General features: G+C 71.4%; 20 protein-coding genes. 10 read left to right on the top strand and 10 right to left on the bottom strand.

Annotated elements, in window-relative coordinates:
• Positions 1-204: 204 nt before the first annotated feature.
• Positions 205-1098 carry an NAD(P)-dependent oxidoreductase gene (locus D476_RS0115155; protein ID WP_017624788.1) on the top strand — a complete coding sequence of 298 codons (894 nt, stop codon included), beginning with the start codon at positions 205-207 and terminating at the stop codon, positions 1096-1098.
• A gap of 55 nt (positions 1099-1153) precedes the next feature.
• On the opposite strand, the gene D476_RS0115150 is transcribed toward D476_RS0115155, so the two are convergent.
• Positions 1154-1747, bottom strand: a complete 594-nt coding sequence (locus tag D476_RS0115150; protein ID WP_017624787.1) for a TetR/AcrR family transcriptional regulator — start codon at positions 1745-1747, stop codon at positions 1154-1156.
• A gap of 112 nt (positions 1748-1859) precedes the next feature.
• On the opposite strand from D476_RS0115150, the gene D476_RS0115145 reads away from it, so the two are divergent.
• Entirely contained in the window at positions 1860-2294 is a 435-nt protein-coding gene (locus D476_RS0115145) for a VOC family protein (RefSeq protein ID WP_017624786.1), read from the top strand.
• Positions 2295-2518: 224 nt separating this feature from the next.
• Here D476_RS0115145 and D476_RS0115140 read toward each other — a convergent pair whose 3' ends face one another.
• From D476_RS0115140 to D476_RS33420, 3 genes are all read right to left on the bottom strand, one after another.
• On the bottom strand, positions 2519-3310 hold the full coding sequence (locus tag D476_RS0115140) for a YwqG family protein (RefSeq protein WP_017624785.1): 792 nt from the start codon (positions 3308-3310) through the stop codon (positions 2519-2521).
• A 308-nt stretch (positions 3311-3618) separates the two neighbouring features.
• Positions 3619-3843, bottom strand: coding sequence for a hypothetical protein (locus tag D476_RS0115135; RefSeq protein WP_017624784.1), 225 nt, complete (start codon positions 3841-3843; stop codon positions 3619-3621).
• Complete coding sequence (locus D476_RS33420) at positions 3840-4334, bottom strand: hypothetical protein (RefSeq protein ID WP_017624783.1); 495 nt, start codon at positions 4332-4334, stop codon at positions 3840-3842. The genes D476_RS0115135 and D476_RS33420 overlap by 4 nt, the downstream gene beginning before the upstream one ends.
• A 222-nt stretch (positions 4335-4556) precedes the next feature.
• On the opposite strand from D476_RS33420, the gene D476_RS0115125 reads away from it, so the two are divergent.
• From D476_RS0115125 to D476_RS0115115, 3 genes are read left to right on the top strand one after another with little or no spacing between them, the layout of a single operon-like run.
• On the top strand, positions 4557-5402 hold the full coding sequence (locus D476_RS0115125; RefSeq protein ID WP_017624782.1) for a helix-turn-helix domain-containing protein: 846 nt from the start codon (positions 4557-4559) through the stop codon (positions 5400-5402).
• A 2-nt stretch (positions 5403-5404) separates the two neighbouring features.
• A complete protein-coding gene (locus D476_RS0115120) occupies positions 5405-5608 on the top strand; it encodes a DUF397 domain-containing protein (RefSeq protein WP_017624781.1) in 204 nt (67 codons plus the stop codon).
• A complete protein-coding gene (locus D476_RS0115115) occupies positions 5595-5795 on the top strand; it encodes a DUF397 domain-containing protein (RefSeq protein WP_026123524.1) in 201 nt (66 codons plus the stop codon). Before D476_RS0115120 ends, D476_RS0115115 begins: the two co-directional genes overlap by 14 nt.
• A gap of 57 nt (positions 5796-5852) precedes the next feature.
• On the opposite strand, the gene hrpA is transcribed toward D476_RS0115115, so the two are convergent.
• A complete protein-coding gene (gene hrpA / locus D476_RS0115110) occupies positions 5853-9878 on the bottom strand; it encodes an ATP-dependent RNA helicase HrpA (RefSeq protein WP_017624779.1) in 4026 nt (1341 codons plus the stop codon).
• A 585-nt stretch (positions 9879-10463) separates the two neighbouring features.
• Here hrpA and D476_RS0115105 point away from each other — a divergent pair.
• Positions 10464-12077, top strand: coding sequence for a BCCT family transporter (locus tag D476_RS0115105; RefSeq protein ID WP_017624778.1), 1614 nt, complete (start codon positions 10464-10466; stop codon positions 12075-12077).
• A gap of 59 nt (positions 12078-12136) precedes the next feature.
• Here the strand turns inward: D476_RS0115105 and dhaM are convergent, their stop codons facing one another.
• Entirely contained in the window at positions 12137-12535 is a 399-nt protein-coding gene (dhaM, locus tag D476_RS0115100) for a dihydroxyacetone kinase phosphoryl donor subunit DhaM (RefSeq protein ID WP_017624777.1), read from the bottom strand.
• 81 nt (positions 12536-12616) lie between these two features.
• On the opposite strand from dhaM, the gene dhaK reads away from it, so the two are divergent.
• Positions 12617-13615, top strand: coding sequence for a dihydroxyacetone kinase subunit DhaK (dhaK, locus tag D476_RS0115095; RefSeq protein WP_017624776.1), 999 nt, complete (start codon positions 12617-12619; stop codon positions 13613-13615).
• Between the two features lie 35 nt (positions 13616-13650).
• Entirely contained in the window at positions 13651-14274 is a 624-nt protein-coding gene (dhaL, locus tag D476_RS0115090) for a dihydroxyacetone kinase subunit DhaL (RefSeq protein WP_026123523.1), read from the top strand.
• 69 nt (positions 14275-14343) lie between these two features.
• Here the strand turns inward: dhaL and D476_RS0115085 are convergent, their stop codons facing one another.
• Positions 14344-15255 carry an arylamine N-acetyltransferase family protein gene (locus tag D476_RS0115085; protein WP_017624774.1) on the bottom strand — a complete coding sequence of 304 codons (912 nt, stop codon included), beginning with the start codon at positions 15253-15255 and terminating at the stop codon, positions 14344-14346.
• A 101-nt stretch (positions 15256-15356) separates the two neighbouring features.
• Between D476_RS0115085 and D476_RS0115080 the strand changes: the two genes are divergently transcribed.
• Positions 15357-15827 (top strand): MarR family winged helix-turn-helix transcriptional regulator, encoded by a 471-nt coding sequence (locus D476_RS0115080; protein ID WP_017624773.1) that lies wholly within the window; start codon positions 15357-15359, stop codon positions 15825-15827.
• Between the two features lie 42 nt (positions 15828-15869).
• Here D476_RS0115080 and D476_RS0115075 read toward each other — a convergent pair whose 3' ends face one another.
• On the bottom strand, positions 15870-17063 hold the full coding sequence (locus D476_RS0115075; RefSeq protein WP_017624772.1) for a DUF418 domain-containing protein: 1194 nt from the start codon (positions 17061-17063) through the stop codon (positions 15870-15872).
• Positions 17064-17177: 114 nt separating this feature from the next.
• Here D476_RS0115075 and D476_RS0115070 point away from each other — a divergent pair, with 114 nt between their 5' ends.
• Positions 17178-17906 carry a TetR/AcrR family transcriptional regulator gene (locus D476_RS0115070; RefSeq protein WP_017624771.1) on the top strand — a complete coding sequence of 243 codons (729 nt, stop codon included), beginning with the start codon at positions 17178-17180 and terminating at the stop codon, positions 17904-17906.
• Between the two features lie 87 nt (positions 17907-17993).
• On the opposite strand, the gene D476_RS0115065 is transcribed toward D476_RS0115070, so the two are convergent.
• Positions 17994-18584: a hypothetical protein gene (locus D476_RS0115065; protein WP_017624770.1), complete on the bottom strand. Its 591-nt coding sequence runs from the start codon at positions 18582-18584 to the stop codon at positions 17994-17996.
• Positions 18585-19161: 577 nt separating this feature from the next.
• The gene (locus D476_RS0115055) at positions 19162-20190 is read right to left on the bottom strand and encodes an NADP-dependent oxidoreductase (RefSeq protein ID WP_017624768.1); all 1029 of its coding nucleotides are present in this window, start codon (positions 20188-20190) and stop codon (positions 19162-19164) included.
• Between the last annotated feature and the right edge of the window lie 421 nt (positions 20191-20611).

Below are 20611 nucleotides of genomic sequence, written 5' to 3'. Positions count from 1 at the left end.
GGGGCCGGGGGCCGCCGATTCGCCCCCGGCGGCCGCGGCCGGGGTTTGACTTCGACTTAACTCGAAGTTCTAGGTTCTCTCGCGTGAAGTCGGTGGGCCCCGCGCACGGATGCCGCCCGGATGCGATCCGCAGTGCGCCGTCGTGCACCGGGCCGCGGATTCCGCCGTCGCACCCGCGACGGCACCAGAGAGGATCGGATCGCCATGACCACCACGGCCACCACCCACTCCCCCACCCCCGTCACCGTGCTGGGACTCGGCGCGATGGGGTCGGCCATCGCCCGGACCTTCCTGGACCGGGGCCACCCGGTGACGGTCTGGAACCGCACCGCCGGGAAGGCCGCGCCGCTGGCCGAGGCCGGGGCCTCGGTGGCCGCCGGTGCAGCCGGGGCCGCCGCGGCGAGCCCGCTCGTCGTGGTCTGCCTCCTGGACGACGACGCGGTCGACGCCGTCCTGGCCGACGTCGGCAACGCCGTCGAGGGCAAGGCCCTGGTGAACCTCACCAGCGGCTCCCCCGCCCAGGCGCGGAAGACGGAGCGCTGGGCCGCCGAGCACGGCGCCGAGTACATCGACGGCGGGATCATGGCCGACCCGCCGGACCTGGGGACGCCGAACGCGCACTTCTCCTTCAGCGGGTCCCGCGCGGCCTTCGAGGCCCACGAGCCGACCCTCATGGAGCTGGGCAACGGCACGTACTACGGCGAGGACGCGGGACTGGCCTCCGTGGAGTTCATGGCGCAGGTCGCAACCGCCTACGAGCTGCTCATCGGCTTCCTGCACACGCTCCGCCTGGTGAAGGCGGAGGGCGCCGACCCCGCCGAGTTCGCCGACCGGGTCGCGGACTCCATCGCCGCGAGCTACCCGCCGCTGCTGCGGGGCATCGGCAAGGCCGTGCGCGACGGTGAGTTCCCACCGGACATGGGCCCGCTGTCGGTCCAGGCGGCCCTGATGGACGATCTGATCGACCACCGCCGCTCGACCGGTGTCGACACCACGCGCATGGTGGAGGTGAAGCGGCTGATGGACCGCCGGATCGCCGACGGCCACGGGGGCGAGGGCTTCTCCGGCCTGTTCCCCCTGCTCGGCGCCGATTCGTGAGCCGGGCCCTGAACCCGGCTCCGCACCAGGGGGCGGCCGGACGGAGTCGGCTCGGCTACTCCGCCCGGCGCCGCAGCCCGGCGAGGAGGCGGTCCAGGGCCTCCTCCGTCCGGCCGAGGGCGTCCGGGTCCGCCGACCGGGCCAGCCACAGGGCCGCCTCGTTCATCGCCCCGGAGAGCAGCCGGGCCAGCGGCTCCACGGGTTGGGAGTCGATGACGCCCGCCTCGACGAGGTCCCCGAGCGCTTCGGCCAGGTGGCGGGCCGAGGAGTCCTCGTCCATGGCGCGCCACTCGTCCCACCCGAGCACGGCCGGAGCGTCGATTAGGACGATCCTGCGCACCGTCGGGTCCTGCCCTGCCGCGAGAAAGGCCCGGCATCCGGCCCGCAGGCGCTCCCAGGGGTCGCCGTGCCGGTCGGCGGCGTCGGCGACCCGCTCGCCGAGCTCGTGTTGGACGTCGGCGACCACGGCCCGGAAGAGCCCCGGCTTGCTCGCGAAGTGGTGGTAGGCCGCCCCCTTGGTGACGCCCACCGCCGCCGCCACGTCCGCCAGCACCACGGCGTGGTAGCCGTCGGCGGCGAACCTGCGCCGCCCTTCGGCCAGCAGCGCCGCCCGTGTCGCCGCCCGCTGATCGGCCCGCGTCCCGGCCATGCCCGGCTCACTCCCCTCGTTCACATACCCCGGGTATGCTAGCGTCCATCTTCGCATACCCAAGGTATGTGAAATGGACCCTCGGGGATGAGGGAGACAGGGAGAACAGGACATGCAGGCCAAGCTCGCAGGCTTCTACCCCGTGATCGCCAGCCGCGACGTCGCCGAGGCGCGGCGCTTCTACACCGGGCACTTCGGCTTCGAGGTCACCTTCGAGGCCGACTGGTACGTGAGCCTCCACCGCCCGGACGCCCCGCAGTACGAACTGGCCCTGCTCGACGCGGCGCACCCGACCCTGCCGGAGGGGTACCGGGCGCCGGTCCAGGGCGGGCTGCTGCTCAATTTCGAGGTCGACGACGTCGACGCGGAGCACCGCAGGCTGGTGGGACAGGAAGGGCTGAGCGAGGTGCTGCCGCTGCGCACGGAGGAGTTCGGCCAGCGCCACTTCATCGTGGCCGCACCGGACCGCGTCATGGTCGACGTCATCACCGTCGTCCCGGCGAACGAGGAGTTCGCCGAGCAGTACGCCCCCGGCCACGCCCCCTGAACCCGCACAGCCGCGGCGCTTCAGCGGGCGCCACGGCCTGCCCGAAAAGCTCGGCGCCGCCCCCCGCCGACATGGGGCGACTGCCGACGTGCCGGACGTCTTCACGCAGCGGCCGTGCACGAGACCGACGGGAATCACGGACGGCGGGCGGGGTCGCGGGCGATGGGCCGCAATTCGGGACAGATCGGAGCAGGTCAGAGCAGGTCGATGCAGATCAGTGCGGATCAGTGCAGGTCAGCCTGGAAGGCATGGGCATGGTCGGCCGGGCAGGCGAAAATGCGCAGGTCCCCCCACCGGCCGACCACGACCTCCGTCTCGTCGTCGCTGGCCACGGTGAACAGCAGTGTCATCCCGGTGCCGCAGTCACGGCAGGCGAAGGCCCTGGGGTGCGTCAGGTGCCATGTCGGCCAACCGCCGAGTTTCCAGCCGGCGAGGCGGGTGACGCCGTCTCCGCCGTCTCCGGCCCGGACCCGGACCAGGTCCTCGAACCGTGCACGGAGTTCTGCCGGGAGTTCCTCACGGAAGGGCAGGTCGGTGGCGGCCTCGCCGGTAATGGCGCACGCCTGCGGAAGGTAGCCGTCCTCGTCGCACCGCGAGGGCGGCGGCGGGGTCGTCAGCCGGTCGGTCACGTCAGCGGCTCGACGCCACCGCACCTCGATCGCAGGGGCGGCGTCGGCCTGGTGGGCCGGGGGATCCCAATGCTCGTTGGGACACCACAGGACCTGCAAGACGTCCATTCCGGCGGGCCACCAGGGTCCCGGGGCATCGTGGCGGTAGATCTGCGCGACGGGCACCATCGCCGTCGCGGGAGCGCCCTCAGGGTCGGTCTCGTCCGGCAGGGAGCATTCGGGCCACGGTTCGTCACGCGGCCATAGCAGCGGTCCACCGATCGAACTGTCGCAAAAGCCCGGCTCCGCGCGCTCGGGATGGAGGATGGCGGCGTCGCGCGTGTAGGGCACGAGTTCGGGGATCTCAGCGAGAACCGCATCGACGGTCAGAGAGGAAGTGCTGGTCATGGTGCTTTCGAGTCGGCGAATCGTCGAGCGCCCACAGTGTAGAGGGCACCCGCGACACCCGTTCTTTCGAGCTGCGCCGCCTCACCGACACCGGTGACCGGCAGCACCGAAAGCGGGGACGGAGGCGGGTGGCGGATTCAGGCGCCGGGGTCGCCGGTCGTGCAGGAGTCGCCCCGTCGGTCGCCTGTCCGGCGAGGGTGGGGACTCGGGCGGCCGGGAGAGAGGCGATCGACCGAATGCGGCGGGGCTCTCCCGTGGGCGGGAGGGCCCCGCCGGTGGTGACGGGTGGGGGCGGGTTCTCGGTCGTGTCATGGACCGGCGCGGCGCATGAGGGTGCGGGCGATGCGGGCCGCACAGGCCAGGTGGTGCACGTAGTCGTGCTGGAGGTCCCGGTCGGGCGCGGCGCGGTCGAGCACGATGGCGGTGTCCGGGGCGAGGGTGAGGGTGATCTTGTCGCCCTGCTCCTCGATGCGGATCTGGTCGGGCGTGAGCTTGGAGAGCGTGCGGTGGGGCTCGGGGTCTGGGCCGGTCATCGGGTGCCTCCGTCGAGTGCAGGACGTGCCGGGCGCCCGGGAACCGCGCGGAGTTCGCGGTCGCGCAGGTAGTGGCGCGCATAGCCGGGCGGGGTGAACTCGGTCAGGGCGAAGTCGAGGGCGTCGACGTCGCTGGCGGCGATGGTGATGTTCTTCCGGGTGCGGTGGTGGGCCTGGTAGGGGGCGCGGTCGTCGGGTTCGTAGGTGAGGCGCCACAGGGCGCGGTGGCGGACGTCGGCCTGGCAGAAGCGCGCGTAGTCGGGGATGGAGACGGACGCCGTGTAGGGGCGCGGGCGCGCGTGCCGGGGGCGGTGGACGAAGGCGTCGGGCGGCGGGAGTGCGGGCCGGGCCGCCGCGGCCTTCTGGGAGCGGGCGATGGCCGCCTTCAGGCGGGCCTCTTGGGAGGGCCGGGACGGGCGGAGAGCCCGGATCGGGGCCACGAAGACGGTCGTGACCAGCGCGGAGAGTGACGCGGTGAGACGTGTGGGCATGAGGGTGTCCTCTGATCAGGCCGGACCGAGCATGTCCGGCGACTGGATCTCGTGGATCCATGGTGTTCTTTAGCCGCCAAAGTTTCAATACCAACTTCACTATCGACGTAGATGTTCTATATATGAAGGTCGATACAGAGGTTGGAGGACGGCATTATGTCCGCTAGTGAGAAGATCGCCGTAGGATCAGGCCACACACGCAACAGGGGGAGGAGTCCCGACGTGGCCGGAAGCCCCACCGTGCGCAGGCGCCGCTTGTCGTATGAGCTGCGCTCGCTCCGCGAGGCGCAGGGCAAGACCGCGGAACAGGTCACCGACGACCTGGGGTGGTCCCGGGGGAAGCTCACCCATATCGAGCGCAACCAGTGGAAGCGCCCGAACATCCGCGACATCCAAGACCTGCTCGATGTGTACGACGTCTCTGACGAGGAGAAGCGGGAGGCTCTCATCACGCTCGCCAAGCAGGCACGCCAACGGGGTTGGTGGGCCAGCTTCGGCGATGCGCTCGGCGCAGGAACATTCGTCGGACTCGAAGCGGAGGCGCGCAGCATCCGCACATACGAAGCACTGGTGATCCCGGGCCTTCTTCAAACGGAGGAGTACGCCCGAGCCGTGATCCGGGGCGGTGGCATCAGCGACGAAGACGACATCAGCCGCCGAGTCCAAGCCCGCATGCTGCGCAAGCAGGTGCTCGCGAGTGCCGACGCGCCGCTGTACTGGGCCATCATCGATGAGGCAGCACTCCACAAGATCACCCCGCCGCTCGCAGGACAGCTTCACCATCTGCTCGACGTGCAGCGGCCGAACCTCGGGGTGCAGGTCCTTCCTGACTCCGCAGGCCCGCATGCCGCCCTGACCGGCAGCTTCGTGATGATGGACTTCCCTGAACCGGACCCGAGTGTTGTCTATATCGACACTGGTTCTGATGAGCTGTACCTAGAGAAGCCCGTCCACCTCGAACGCTATGAGGTCCTCTGGCGGCACATCCAGGCGTCAGCACTCTCCATCGACGCAAGTCGAGACCTGATCACACGCCGTCTAGAAGCCTTGAAGCAAGAAAGTTCTTAACCATGACCCCGACCCCCGCGTCCACCGACCTCGTCTTCAAGAAGAGCAGTTACAGCAGCTCACACGGTCAGAACTGTGTGGAGGTCGCGGAGATGCACGTAACAGCCGCCGTCCGCGATAGCCAGCACCCCGAGCAGGGACACCTGCTCTTCAGCGCCGCCGAGTGGCGCGCCTTCCTCGAAGAGGTGAAGCATGAGCGGCTCTGATACACCACCCCTTGCGTTCCGTAAGTCTTCGTACTCGGGTGCGAAGACGGAGAACTGCGTAGAGGTCGCCGATCTCCCCAGAGCGGCCGCCGTGCGCGACTCGCAGTACCCCGAGCGAGGCCACCTGCTCTTCGGCTCCACCGAGTGGCGTGCCTTCCTTTACGAAGTCAAGCGCGACCGGCTCTAACGTGACGACGGCCCCCGGCTCTCGCCGGGGGCCGCCTCACTCACGCTCGCTCGCGCCTCACGCCTCCTTGGCCGCCTCCACGGCCTTCTGGATGCGCTTCTCCGACACGGGGTAGGCGGTACCGAGCTGCTGCGCGAACAGGCTCACCCGGAACTCCTCCAGCATCCACCGCAGCTCGCGCACGTCCGGATCGTCCTCCCGGCCCTCCGGCAGCACCGCGACGCCCTTCTCCACGGCCTGGCGCATCTGCTCCGCCTTCGCCATGTTCACCTGGTCCCGGCGCGGGTGCTCCGGCAGCTTCTCCAACCGGTACTCGATCCCCTTCAGGTACGTCACCAGCCTCGGCAGCCGCGCGCGCCCCGCCTCGGTCACGAACCCCGGCCTGATCAGCCCCGCCAGCTGCCCCTGCGCGTCGTTCAACGACGGCAGCACGGCCATGCTGGTCGACCCCTTCAACTTCTTCTGCAACCGGTGCGACGCCGCCAACACCTGCGCCGCCCCCCGCACGACCTCGTCCAGCACATCGCCCAGCTCGGCCCGGACGAACTCCCGCAGCTCCGTGAACGCGTCCGGGTCCCACACGCCGATCCAGCGCTCCTCCGCCGACGTGTGCTTCGCCCCCCACTGGGCCATCAGCGCGTCCACCGACGCCGACATGCAGTCGTCCAGCAGCTTGTCGACACCCCCGTGCGGGTTGTGCCCCAGCGCCAGCTTCTGCTGGTTGTCCAGTCCCCGCCGGATCACCGCCGCCGGTGAGGGGACGTTGAGGAGAAGGAGCCGCCGCAGCCCCTTCCAATGGGCCGCCCGCTGCTCGGCCCGGGTGTCGAAGATCTTCACCCCGGCCGTCTCGCCCTCGTCGACCAGCGCCGGGTACCCCTTCACCACCGGCCCCGCCGACTTGCGCTCGAACACCTGCCGCAGCGGCCCGAAGTCCCACTCGGTCAGCCCCGAGCGCTCGATGCCCTTGGCCTCCGCCGAGATCGCCTTCTGCAGCTTCGGCTTCAGCTTCCCCCGCAGCGCCGACAGGTCCTTGCCCTCGGCCAGCTTCCCGCCGGACTTGTCCACCGCCCGGTAGGTGATCCGCAGGTGGTCGGGCACCTTCTCCAGGTCGAAGTCGTCCGGGGTGATCCGCTCCCCGCACATCCGCCCCAGCTCGTGGGCGAGCAGCTCCACCAGCGGCGTCTCGTCGTCCTTCGGCAGCCGCCCCATCACCTGCTCGGCGTGGTCGGGCACCGGCACGAAGTTGCGCCGCAGCGGCTTGGGCAGCGACCGGATGAGCGCCGTCACCAGGTCCCGCCGCAGCCCGGGGATCTGCCGGTCGAACCCCTCGTCGCCGACCTGGTTGAGCACCTCCAGCGGGATGTGCACGGTGACGCCGTCGGCGTCGCTGCCCGGCTCGAACTGGTAGGTCAGCGGGAACGCGAACTGCCCGTGCGTCCAGGTGTCCGGGTAGTCCTCCTCGCTGACCTTCTCCGCGCCGTCGTTGATCAGCATCGACTTCTCGAAGTCGAGCAGGTTGGGGTCCCTGCGCCGCGCCTTCTTCCACCAGGAGTCGAAGTGCGCCGCCGACACCGCCTCGGCGCCCACCCGCTCGTCGTAGAAGGCGAACAGCGCCTCGTCGTCGACGAGGATGTTCCGGCGCCGGGCGCGGTGCTCCAGGTCCTCGACCTCTTCGAGGAGCTTGCGGTTGGTGTGGAAGAACGTGTGGCTGGTGTCCCAGTCGCCCTCGACCAGCGCGTGCCGGATGAACAGCTCCCGCGACACCACCGGGTCGACCTTGGCGTAGCCCGTCTTGCGCTCGGCCACCAGCGGCACCCCGTACAGGGTCACCCGCTCATAGGCCATGACGGCGCCGCGCTTCTTCTCCCAGTGCGGTTCGCTGTAGGTGCGCTTGACGACGTGCCCGGCCAGCTCCTCGGCCCACTCGGGCTCGATGCGCGCGCACATGCGCCCCCACAGCCGCGAGGTCTCCACCAGCTCGGCGGCCATGACGTACCGGGGCTGCTTCTTGAACAGCGACGACCCGGGGAAGACGCCGAAGCGCGCCCCGCGCCCGCCCAGGTACTCCTTCTTCTCCGGGTCCCTGAGGCCCACGTGCGACAGCAGGCCGGACAGCAGCGCGGTGTGCACCTGCCGCGGGTCGGGGTCGGAGGAGTTGAGCGTGACCCCCATGCCCTTCACGACCTGCTTGAGCTGGCTGTAGATGTCCTGCCACTCGCGCACGCGCAGGTAGTTCAGGAACTCGGTGCGGCACAGCTTGCGGAACTGGTTGCCCGACAGCGCGCGCTGCTGCTCCTTCAGGTACTTCCACAGGTTCAGGAACGCCAGGAAGTCCGAGTCCTTGTCGGCGAAGCGCGCGTGCTGCTCCTGGGCGGCCTGCTGGTGCTCGGCGGGGCGCTCGCGCGGGTCCTGGATGGACAGCGCGGCGGCGATGATCATCACCTCGCGTACGCATCCGCGCTTCTCGGCCTCCAGCACCATGCGGCCCAGGCGCGGGTCGACCGGGAGCTGGGCGAGGCTGCGGCCCATGTCGGTCAGGCGCTTGCGCTGGTCCTCGGCCTGCGGGTCCAGCGCCCCCAGCTCCTGGAGCAGGTGCACGCCGTCCTTGACCTGGCGGTGGTCGGGGCCTTCGACGAAGGGGAAGGCGGCGATGTCGCCCAGCCCCAGCGACTCCATCTGGAGGATGACCGAGGCCAGGTTGGTGCGCAGGATCTCCGGGTCGGTGAACTCCGGGCGGGACAGGAAGTCCTCTTCGGAGTAGAGCCGGATGCAGATGCCCTCGGCGACGCGGCCGCAGCGGCCCTTGCGCTGATTGGCCGAGGCCTGGGAGACCGGCTCGATGGGGAGGCGCTGCACCTTCGTGCGGTGGCTGTAGCGGGAGATCCGGGCGGTTCCCGGGTCGATGACGTAGCGGATGCCGGGGACGGTCAAGGACGTCTCGGCGACGTTGGTCGCCAGCACGATGCGGCGGCCGCGGTGGGCCTGGAACACCCGGTGCTGCTCGGCCGACGACAGCCGCGCGTACAGCGGGAGGACCTCGGTCTCGGGGAGCCGCTGCTTCTCCAGGGCGTCGGCGGTGTCGCGGATCTCGCGCTCGCCGGAGAGGAAGACGAGGATGTCGCCGGGGCCTTCGCGGCGCAGCTCGTCGACGGCGTCGCAGATGGCCTGCACCTGGTCGCGCTCGTCGGAGCCGCCCCGGCCGCCGTTCCCGCCGCCGCCCCCGGTGTTCGCGCCGCCGCCCGCGCCGCCCGGACCGCCGCCGTCCTCGTCGTCGATGGGCCGGTAGCGCACCTCCACGGGGTAGGTGCGCCCGGAGACCTCGACGATGGGGGCGTCGTCGAAGTGCCGCGAGAACCGCTCGGGGTCGATGGTGGCCGAGGTGATGACCACCTTCAGCTCGGGGCGCTTGGGCAGCAGGCGTTTGAGGTAGCCGAGGAGGAAGTCGATGTTGAGGCTGCGCTCGTGGGCCTCGTCGATGATGATCGTGTCGTAGGCGCGCAGCATCCGGTCCTGCTGGATCTCGGCCAGCAGGATGCCGTCGGTCATCACCTTGACCAGGGTGTCGTCCGAGGACTTGTCGGTGAAGCGGACCTTGTAGCCCACCGTGGCGCCCAGGTCGGTGCCGACCTCCTGGGCGATGCGCTCGGCCACGGTGCGCGCGGCGATCCGGCGCGGCTGGGTGTGGCCGATGGTGCCGTGCACGCCGCGGCCCAGCTCCATGCAGATCTTGGGGAGCTGGGTGGTCTTGCCGGACCCGGTCTCACCGGCGACGATCACGACCTGGTGGTCGCGGATGGCCGCGGCGATGTCGTCCTTCTTGCGGCTGACCGGCAGCTCGTCGGGGTAGCTCGGCTCGGGCAGGGCGGAGCGGCGCTGCTCGACGCGCAGCTCGGCCAGGTCGATGTCGTCGGCGATCTTCCCGGCGACGTTCTCGCGCTTGCGGCGGTCACGGATCTTCTGCAGGCCGTCGATGCGGCGGCGCAACCGGTTGCGGTCGGCGAAGGTGAGGCCGGAGAGGCGGTCGCGGAGGGAGGTTCGCTCCGGGTCCGCGGACGTCTGCGTGTCCGAGGGCGAGGTCAACATATCGGACTCAAGGATAGAAGGCTGCGGCAACGGGTTTTCGCGGGTGGGTGGGGCCACGGGCCGGTGCGGCCGGTCCGGGGCGCCCCGGCGGGCGGCCCCAGGGGACAACGCGGGCGCGGGACGGCGCATTCCCCGCCACCGTGCGCACCGCCCGGCGGCCCCTGCCGCGTAGGTCCCGGGGAAGCCGGCCCTATGGCGGCCGACGGCGCCGACCGGTGCGTGCGACCACGGTCCGGGCACGGCGGGAAGGACCCACGGGAGCACCCGAGACGTCCGGCTTGTCAATTTTCTCCGCATTCATCTGCATTCTTCGCGGGCCGTTCGGTGCTTCCCCCGCCCCCTCCCGGACCCCGCATCCCGACAAAGGTCGGGCGTTCATCCACGGATCATCGGACGCTTGACGCCGATTCCGAATGCACGGCGCCCGGAATTCGGGGTCGGAAAACCCCATGGGGGCATGTCGGAATTCACGAAACACGCCATCACCGTGTACAGTCCCCGAACCGCCCATAGGGCATCGCCGCGGAGGAACGGAACCGCGCGGCGCCGCGGCGGAATCCGGGTGCACGCAATTGTGGGGGTTCGATGCTGGACAAAGTGAGCGACCGGTTGGGGCTGCGGACCGACCCGGTCATCTTCTGGGTGTCCACGGCGCTGGTCGCGCTCTTCGTGGTCGGCACGATCACCTTCACCGACGCGGTCGACGCCCTGTTCGGCGCCGCCTCCGACTGGGTGCTCACCCACCTCGGCTGGCTCTACATCTTCGGCGTCACCGCGTTCCTCGTCTTCCTCATCGTGATCGCGGTCAGCCGGTACGGGCGGCTCAAACTGGGCGGCCCGGACTCCGAGCCCGATTACAGCAACTGGACCTGGTTCGCGATGCTGTTCGCGGCGGGGATCGGCACCATCCTGATGTTCTGGGGCGTGGCCGAGCCGATCAGCCACTTCGCGAACCCCCCGCGCGAGGACGTCCCGCCCGAGTCGGTGGCGGCCGCCAACGAGGCCATGGGCTTCACCCTGTACCACTTCGGCCTGCACACCTGGACGATCTTCACGCTCCCTGCGCTGGCCTTCGCCTACTTCGTCTACCGGCGCGGCCTGCCGTTCCGGGTCAGCTCGATCTTCCAGCCGTTCCTCGGCGACCGCATCTACGGCCCCGTCGGCCGCACCATCGACATCGTCGCGGTGCTGGGCACCCTGTTCGGCGTCGCGGTCTCCATCGGCCTGGGCACGATGCAGATCAACAGCGGCCTGAACACCCTGTTCGGGGTCGCGGAGGGGCGCCTGACGCAGGTCGTGCTCATCGCCGTGGTGACCGCCATCGCCGTCACCTCGGTGGCGCTGGGCCTGGACAAGGGCGTCAAGCGGCTGTCCACGCTCAACATCGCCATGGCCATCGGGCTGCTGCTGTTCATCTTCGTCTTCGGCGCGCCGGTCTTCCTCTCCCGCGGCATCATCGAGACCACCGGGACCTACCTGAGCTGGCTGGTCCCCCTGTCGTTCTGGAACGACACCTTCAACAACAGCGGGTGGCAGAAGAACTGGACGACCTTCTACTGGGCCTGGACCATCACCTGGTCGCCGTTCGTCGGGATCTTCATCGCCCGGATCTCCAAGGGCCGCAGTGTCCGCGAATTCATCATCGGCGTGCTGGGGCTGCCCACCGCGTTCAGCATCGTCTGGTTCGCGGTGTTCGGCCTCTCGGCCATCGACATCGAGATGAACCGCGGCGGCGGCCTGGTGAACGAGGTCGTCGACCAGGGGGACATCCCCGGCGCGCTGTTCGTGTTCCTGGAGCACTTCCCGGCCACGGAGCTGGTCTCGGGGCTGGCGATCCTGATCGTGGTCATCTTCTTCACCACCTCCTCGGACTCGGCGTCCCTGGTGGTGGACATGCTGTGCACCGGGCACGCGGACGGCTCCCCCACCCGGCAGCGGGTGTTCTGGGGCGTCACCGAGGGCGTGGTGGCCGCCACGCTGCTGGCCGCCACGGGCAAGGGCGGGCTGGACGCCCTGCAACAGGTGATCACCGTCATCGGGCTGCCGTTCTTCCTGATCGGCTTCTTGATGATGGTCGCCCTGGTGCGCGCCATGCACTCCGACATGTCGGCGGGTGCGGGGCAGGTGGCCCAGCGCTCGGCCGACATCGCGGCGCGCGGGCGCCGGATGAGGCGCAAGCGGCGCAAACAGCAGACCTGAGGGGGCCCGAACACGTGCGGCCCGGCCGGATCCGGCCGGGCCCACCCCCTTCCGCGGGGCTACTCCTGGATCTTGCGGGCCGTGTAGGCGTCGCGCGCGGCCGCCGCCACGGCGTCCAGGCCCGCGCCCGTCGACGCCAGCACCCCGGCGGCCACGGCGCCCTCCACGAACGGGGCGTCGACGACGAGGGCGTCGTCGCGGGGCTCGTCCTCGAAGACCAGCCGGGCCGTCATCACCGCGCTGCCGATGTCGGGCAGGACCACGACGCCCGCCCCCTGGTCGACCTCGGCCACCGCCTCGGCGATGCGCTCATAGGAGGTGCCGATGCCCCCGTCGGGGCCGCCTCCCGCGGCGGCGACCGTCTCCGGCCGCGCACCGAGCTGCTCCAGCAGTTCCTTTACTCCTTCGGCCAGTCTCCCGCTGTGCGACACGAGGACGATGCCGACTGTTGCGCCCATGGGGGAATAGGCTACTTGACCGAGCGTCCGCGCTTCAGGATCGACACCGCCACCCCTCGGCGAACACTAGGGAGCCGCACCGTGAAGAAGTTCCTGAACACTCCGGAAAGCTATCTGTCCGACGCGCTCGCCGGCCTCGCGGCGGCCCATCCCGAACTGCGGGTGGACACCGAGAACGGCGTGGTCGCACGGTCCTCGGGGCCCGTGGAGGGCAAGGTCGGACTGGTCTCCGGCGGCGGCTCCGGGCACGAGCCCCTGCACAGCGGTTTCGTCGGCGACGGGATGCTGGACGCGGCCTGCCCCGGCGAGGTGTTCACCTCCCCGGTGCCCGACGGGTTCCTGGCGGGGGTCAAGGCCGCCGACGCCGGGCGCGGCACGGTCCTGATCGTCAAGAACTACACCGGCGACGTGATGAACGCCCAGATGGCCGCCGAGCTGGCCGACGACGAGGGGCTTCGGGTCGAGCAGGTCCTGGTCAACGACGACGTCGCGGTCGAGGACTCCACGTTCACCGCCGGGCGGCGCGGCACCGGCGCCACCGTGTTCGTGGAGAAGATCTGCGGGGCGGCCGCCGTGCGCGGGGACGACGTGGAGGCCGTCGCCGAGCTGGGCCGCCGGGTGAACGCGGCGTCGCGTTCCTTCGCGGTGGCGCTGACCGCCTGCACGGTGCCCACGGCCGGGCGGCCCGGGTTCGACCTCCCGGAGGAGGAGATCGAGGTCGGCGTCGGCATCCACGGCGAGCCGGGGCGGCGCCGGGAGAAGCTGCGCAGCGCGCGCGACATCGTCGGGGAGATGATGGAGGCGATCCTCCAGGACTCGCCGCTGGAGTCGGGCGACGAGGCCGTGGTGATGGTCAACGGCATGGGCGGCACCCCGCTCAGCGAGCTGTACCTGGTGTTCGGCGAGGTCGCGCGGGTGTGCGGGGACAAGGGCATCACCATCGCCCGCAACCTGGTGGGCGACTATGTGACCAGCCTGGACATGGAGGGCTGCTCGATCACGCTGTGCCGGGTCGAGGAGGGCTTCCTGCCGCTGTGGGACGCGCCGGTGAACACCCCGGCCCTGCGCTGGGGCGCGTGAGCCGGGGACGGGAAGGAGTGGGGAACGTGCACGCCATGGACACCGCACTGGCCAAGGCCTGGGTGGCGGCGGCCGCCGACGCCGTCTCGGGCGAGGCCGAGGGGCTGAGCAGGCTCGACGCCGCCATCGGCGACGGCGACCACGGGACCAACATGGACCGGGGGCTGACGGCGGCGCGGACCGCCGTGGACGGCCTGGAGGCCGACGGGCCGGGTCCGGTGCTGGTCAAGACCGGGATGACGATGATCTCGCGGGTCGGCGGGGCGTCGGGGCCGCTCTACGGGACGCTGCTGCGCACGGCGGGCAAGCGCTTGGAGGGGCCCGAGGCCGGGGTGGCCGACCTGGCCGCCGCGCTGCGGGCGGGCCTGGACGCGGTGCAGAAGATGGGCGCCGCCAAGCCGGGCGACAAGACGCTGGTGGACGCGCTGTCCCCGGCGGTCGAGGCGCTGGAGAAGGCCGCCGGGCAGGGCACGCCGCTCTCCGAGGCGGCGGAGGCGGCGGCCGCCGCGGCCGAGCAGGGGGCGCAGGCGACCGTGCCGCTGCAGGCCCGCAAGGGGCGGGCGTCCTACCTGGGCGAGCGGAGCATCGGCCACGAGGACCCGGGGGCGGCGTCGTCCGCCCTTCTCATGCGGGCCCTGGCGGGGGTGTGCCGGGCCTGAGTCCGGCCCGCCCCCGCCGTTGACCCCGGGGAAGCCGGCCCAGCGGGTGCCGCCCCGGCTTCCCCGAGGTCAACGCGGGTTTCGCGCCTCGGCCACGCGCACCGCCGCGTCGGCGGCGGCACGGGCGTCGTCGGCGTCCAGCCGCAGGCCGAACACGTCCCGCAGCGCCTCGGGGACCTCGTCGCGGCCGAGTTCGCGGCTGTCGGAGGTGCCGTCGGGGCGTTCGGCGGACAGCACCGTGTTCATCAGCCGGTGGTTCACCCCGTCGCCGAGGCGCTGGGCGATGAGCCGCGCCCGGAACGGCGAGCGCGGGTGCGTGCACAGGTAGTGGCTGTAGATCGCGTAGTCGGTCCGGTAGGACGGCTCGTCGGTGAAGGAGTAGAGGTCGGCCCACCGGTCCCCGGTGCGGGCGGTGAGGACGCGGGTCCGGGGCTCCCCGTCGTCGCCGGGCGCCTCTTCGCGGTCGATGCGGAAGGCCCACTCCCCCCGGTCCCCCTGGGCGGTCTCGGTGCCTAGGGTGTAGGGCATCGGTTCGCGCAGGCCTCCCCCGCCGAATCCGACGTCGGCGATGAGCCGCTGCCCCTGGACGTCCATGGTCAGGAGCATGTGGGTGGCCGGGCGGAAGCGGTCGTCCGCGCGGATTCGGGCGGCGTGGCCCACGGCCCGGACCCCGATGCGCTCCAGGGCGGCCGCGAGCAGGAGGTTGTGCTCGTAGCAGTAGCCGCCGCGGCGGCGGGCGACGAGCTTGTCCTGGATGTCGGCGACGTCGAGGGAGACCTGGCGGCCGAGGAACACGTCGACGTTGGCGAAGGCCAGGGTCGCGGCGTGGGCCCGGTGGAGGGCGGCCACCGATTCCCGGTCGGGGCCCAGCGGCCCGGTGACGCCGAGGGCGTCCAGATAGGCGTCGAGGTCCAGGGCACCGGGGTCCCAGCCGCGGGCGGGGTCGTCGGCGAAGGGGTCGGGGCGGGTGCGCGGCGCCACGGTCGGCTCCTATCATTAGGTGGGCAACGTTCGACCAGAACATTAGCCAGCTAATGAGATTCCGGCAAGGTGCGGCGGGGGTTCGGGGAGGGGCGGTGTCGATGCAGGAGTGGCTGCGGGCCTGGGAGGACGACTTCGTCCCGTCCTTCTGGAGGGCCAAGAACGCGATGCTCCAGGCGGCGGGGACGGCCTTCGAGCGCCACGGCGTGCGGGAGGGGCAGCAGTTCGTCCTGATGTGCCTGTGGCGCGAGGACGGCCTCTCCCCCGGCGAGATCGCCCGCCGCCTGGGCCTGTCCACCCCGACGGTCACCCGCACGGCCGGACGCCTGGAGGCGGCGGGACTGGTGGAGCGCCACCCGCACCCGACCGACGCACGCCTGGTGAGCGTCCGCCTCACCGTGAAGGGCCGGTCCCTGCGCGAGGCTTTGGACCGCGAGATGAACGACCTGTCGGACCGGGCGTTGCGCGGCTTCGCCGAGGAGGAGCGGGAGTCCTTCCGGCGGATGCTGGACGGCATGGCCGCCAACCTGCGCACCCCGGACCGAGAGGGCACCGCCGACGGCGGGGGGTGACCCGCCGCGCCGGGCAGGCCACCCGTTGTGCGTCCCGCCCTCTCAGGCCGTGGCCGGCACCTCGCCCTTCGTCTTCTCCTTTGCGGGGTTTCCGTAGGTCATGCGGCGCAGGAACCATTCGGCCGGGCCCTGCTTGAAGCCCGCCCGGCGCATCAGGTCGGCCAGGGCCACGGTGGCCAGCCACACCGCGGCGCCGATGCCGACGGCGGCCGCGTCGCCAAGTTCGGCGGCCAGGCCCAGGGTGTAGGCGGGCATCAGCACCAGCCAGGCCACCGACTGGAGCAGGTAGCAGGTCATCGAGCGCTGCCCGGTGGCCGCCAGGGCGGTCACGACCGGGCCGCGCCGGTCCCCCGCCCTCAGGGCGATCAGCGCGATCAGCGCGGCGTACCCGAGGCCGCCCGCGTACCCGACCAGCATGTGCAGCCAGAACACCCCGGCCACGACGGGGGCGGCGGGCTGCCAGACCTCGATGTTGATGAGCATGTACGGGACCCCGCCGACGACGGCCGCCGGGATGCCGATCGCGGCCAGGCGGGTGAGGAACGCGCGGTGCCGCCCGGGCTCCTCCAGCAGGCGGCGCCGGGCCGCCCAGACGCCCGCCAGGAACGGGAACACGGAGATGATGATCAGCAGGGGCAGGAAGAACGGCAGCATCACCACCCGCATGAGCAGGTCCTCGACCGGCGAGGCGACGGTGCCGCCCTCGGCCGCCGCGTCCATCGCCAGGCCGTTGACCGCGGAGTAGACCAGCGTGCCCACCGACCCCCACACGAAGGCCGTGGCGAGCAGGCGGCGGTCGCTCCAGCGCATGACCCCCGCGAAGAGCAGGGCGATCAGGCCGTAGACGGCGATGATGTCGCCGAAGAAGATCAGGATGCCGTGGGCCAGGCCGATGGCCACCATCCAGCGGCCGCGACGGCGCAGCAGGCGGCGCACCCACGGCCACGGGCGCCCCTCGGCCGTGCGGCGCAGGGCGATCCGCGCCAGCCCGTACCCGAAGAGGGCCGCGAACATGGGGTAGCCGCGGTTCTCGGCGAAGAGCGCCATGGCCGCGGTGGCCGCTGTGTCGAGTGGGCCGTCGAGGGAGTACCCGGCGCTGCCCCCGACGGCGATGCGGAACATGTGGGCGTGCACGGTGGCGATGACCAGCAGCATGAGGCCGCGCGCGAGGTCGGGCGCCAGCGAGCGGCGTGCGGCCGGGACGGCGCCCGGCGCAGGGGAGGATGGCATGGACATGAGGGGTCCCCCGTTGACGGTTTTAGCTACGGAACCGTATCCAACATGACCCCGTTAAAATACGCAAGCGTTTTCTATGCGGACGGGAAGCGGTCGAACCGGGTGGAGCACGGGATGGACGAGAAGCGGCGGGCCGAAGAGGCGCCCGGGGCGCCCGGGGGTCCGGAGGGAGCGCCGGAGCAGGCGCCGGAGGCCCGTCCGAAGGGCACGCGCAGGCGCGGCGCGGCGCTCATCCGGGCGATCCACGCCGCGGCCTGCGAGGAGGCGGCCGAGCGCGGGCTCGAAGGGGCGACCATGGAGGGCATCGCCCGGCGCGCGGGCACCGCGAAGACCTCGCTGTACCGGCGGTGGGACTCCCCGGAGGACATCGTGCTGGAGGCGCTGCACGCGGCCTACCCGATGGAGGAGCCCGCACCGGAGGCCGACGACCTGCGCGGCGACCTGATCCGGGCGCTCCGGCTGATGCGGGACTCCTTCGGCTCCCGCCCGAAGTACGCGCAGGCGCTGATGGCCGTGCTGGTGGCGTCGTGGGCCCGCCCCGACCTCCACGAGCGCCTGTACCGGGAGGTGTTCGACCCGCGCGGCGAGCGGTTCACCAAGAACGCGCTCCTGCACTATGCCGACAAGGGCGTGCTGGACCGCGAGCGCGTGACGGACGTGGTGGCCGACATCGGCGAGGCGATGGTCTTCAAGCACATGCTCGACACGATGGAGCCGCCGGACGATGCGTACCTGGGCATGATCGTGGACCAGGCGATCCTGCCCGCCGTGGGGATCGATCCGCGCACGCGCACCGCCGCCGATGGAGCCGACGGAGGTCCCGGCGGGACGCGGGCGTCCTGACGGCACGGCCCGAGGGATAAGGAGGGAGGCCGAGGGCGGGAAAAGGCCCCCGGCCTCCGTTGGGGTCACGGCCCGCCGGGAGGCGGGTCAGCGACCGATGGTCCAGGCGCCGTCGGCCCGGACGTAGAGGTAGGCGACCGCTTCGGAGCCGTCGACCATGGGCAGATCACCGAAACGGGAGCTGCCTTCATAGACGCCGATCTCGTTGACGAGGCTCGCGTAGCGCTCCCCGTCCTCGCCATAGGACTCGATGATGAAGTTCTTGCTGCCGGAGTGGGTGAGCTCGACGGTCGTGTCGTCCGTCGGCGTCCACTCCAGCCGGTAGAGGCCCTCGCCGGTGCCCTGGAGCCAGTAGCTGTCGCTCGCCCAGGTCTTCGCCTGGGAGGCGTCCACGGGAAGCCCGTCGAGGGGGTTCTCCCCGTCGACGGCCTCATCGGCGTCGTCCGCGGCCGCGTCCTGCGCGTCCGCGTCGTCAGCGCTCGCGTCGCCGTCGCCCTCGTCGATGTCGTACCCCTCTTCGGCGGCGGAGCCCTCCTGCTCCTCGCCGACCGGCTGCGGGTCGCCGATGGAGAAGCTGCAGCCGGTCAGCCCCACGGCGAGGGACACGGAGGCGATCACCGTGGCCGCCCGCGCGAGGGCGGTCCCGGCCGGGGGGTGAAGGGTGGGGAAACGCGTCATCTTCTGCACCTTCCGGTGATGGGGGTGGAACGGTCGCACCGCTGCGGGGGTCATGTGAGCGGCGGTGTGCGGGGGGCGGTCGGTACCTCTGATGCGGCGAATCCAGATTCAGTTGTATAAATCTGAAATATCACTACTGGCGCACGAGCGACCTCACAAGGTGAAGGAAAAGCGCAGGTAAGGCGGCTGAGAGCGCCGGCGTTCCCAAACAATTCACCCAGAACGCCTGGCCGGTGAAACGCGCCCGAATGTGCGCGGCGGCGGCACCGGGGAAGTAGGCGATGACACCCGCCGCATGGGCGGCCGCCGCGATTCCGGGGCTCCAGACGCCGGTGACGAGGCCGGCCGCCGCCAGGGGCGTGGCGGCGATGGGCGTCCACCACCGTTCACGCGGGAATCCCACCCCGCGAGGCGGTCCCGGATGAACGCCGGCGGGCGGAGGGACGTCCCCGAGGAGGAGGGCGAGGAGCGCCGTCGGCCACCACGGGCCGAGAAGTTGGGTCGCCTCGGCCGCTCCCGGCAATCACAGATCCGGAGAACGGCCCGGCCCCGAACGGGGCCGGGCCGGGCTGAGGGGTCAGGAGACCCGCACCAGCATCTTCCCGGTGTTGGCGCCCCTCATCATGTCCAGGAACGCCTGAAGCGTGTTGTCCACGCCGTCGACGACCGTCTCGTCGTAGACCAGGCTCCCCTCGGCCAGCCACTGGCCCGCCTCGGCGATGAAGTCCTTCATCCGGTCGGCGTAGAACCCGACCGTGAAGCCCTTGAGCGTCAGGCCCTTCTTGAGCAACTCGGACAGGTTGCGCGGCGCCGCCGGGGGCTCCTCGGTGTTGTAGGCCGAGATCATCCCGCACACCGCCGCGCGGCCGCCCCGGTTGAACGCGGCCAGCGCCGCCTCCAGGTGGTCGCCGCCGACGTTGTCGAAGTAGACGTCGATCCCGTCCGGCGCGGCGTCCCGCAGCAGCGCGCCCACGTCGCCGCTCTTGTAGTTGAACGCCGCGTCGTAGCCGTACTTGGAGGTCAGCAGGTCGACCTTGGCGTCGCTCCCGGCCGAGCCGACCACCCGGGACGCCCCCTTCAGGCGGGCGATCTGCCCGGCGACGCTCCCCACGGCTCCGGCCGCGCCGGAGATGAACACGGTGTCGCCCGGCTCCATCCGCGCCACGTCCAGCAGCCCCACATAGGCGGTCAGCCCGGTCATGCCCAGCACGTGCAGGTAGGCCGACTCGGGCACGCCCGGCACCGGGTCGATGCGGCGGAAGGCGGCCGCCGGGCCCTGCGCGGTGTCGCGCCAGCCCAGGGTGTGCAGGACCAGATCGCCTTCGGCCAGGTCGTCGGAGCGCGAGGCCGCCACCCGGCCGACGGCGCCGCCCTCCATCGCCTTGTCCAGCTCGTACGGCGGCACGTAGGAGGGCGTGTCGTCCATGCGGCCCCGCATGTACGGGTCGACCGAGAGGTAGGCGTTGCGCACCCGCACCTCGCCGGGGCCCAGCGGCGGCAGGTCCCGCTCGACGTACCGGAAGTCGTCGGTCGTGGGCCAGCCCTGCGGGCGGGCGGCGAGCTGCCATTCGCGGGTGGTGGCGGTCGGCCCTTCGGTGGCGGACATGGTTCTCCTCGGTGGTCGCACAGATGGTGGACGTCAGACGGAAGGGACGGTGTGCAGGCGTCGGCACACCGCCCTGAGCAGGGGAAACCGACGCGGAGGCCGTCCTCTTCCCGCATGCGGGCCGGTGTGACGGACGAGTCGGACCCCTGATCCGCAGGCCACACGGCGCTCGGCCGGGCCCCGCCGGGACGTGTTCCCCGAGTCAGGCCCTCGACCATCGGTGGGAGACCTCTGAACCTGCTGCGGACACGGCGAGGGGCGCCCGTGGTCGGTGTGTGCGGGCCGGGCGCGCCAGAGGACCGGGGTGGTGGGGCGGGTGGTCCGGACACTGAAGGGCCGGTTGGGGCCGGGGGGTGCCGGGGGGTCCGCGCGCTCTGCGCCCCGATCCGGCGCAACCGGCCGATCGGTGCCCCGGCCGAGC

The sequence above is a fragment of the Nocardiopsis chromatogenes YIM 90109 genome, from assembly GCF_000341185.1.
Lineage (GTDB): Bacteria > Actinomycetota > Actinomycetes > Streptosporangiales > Streptosporangiaceae > Nocardiopsis_A > Nocardiopsis_A chromatogenes.
Note: the sequence above shows the minus strand (reverse complement) of the source record. Positions and strands in the feature narration are given on the sequence as shown.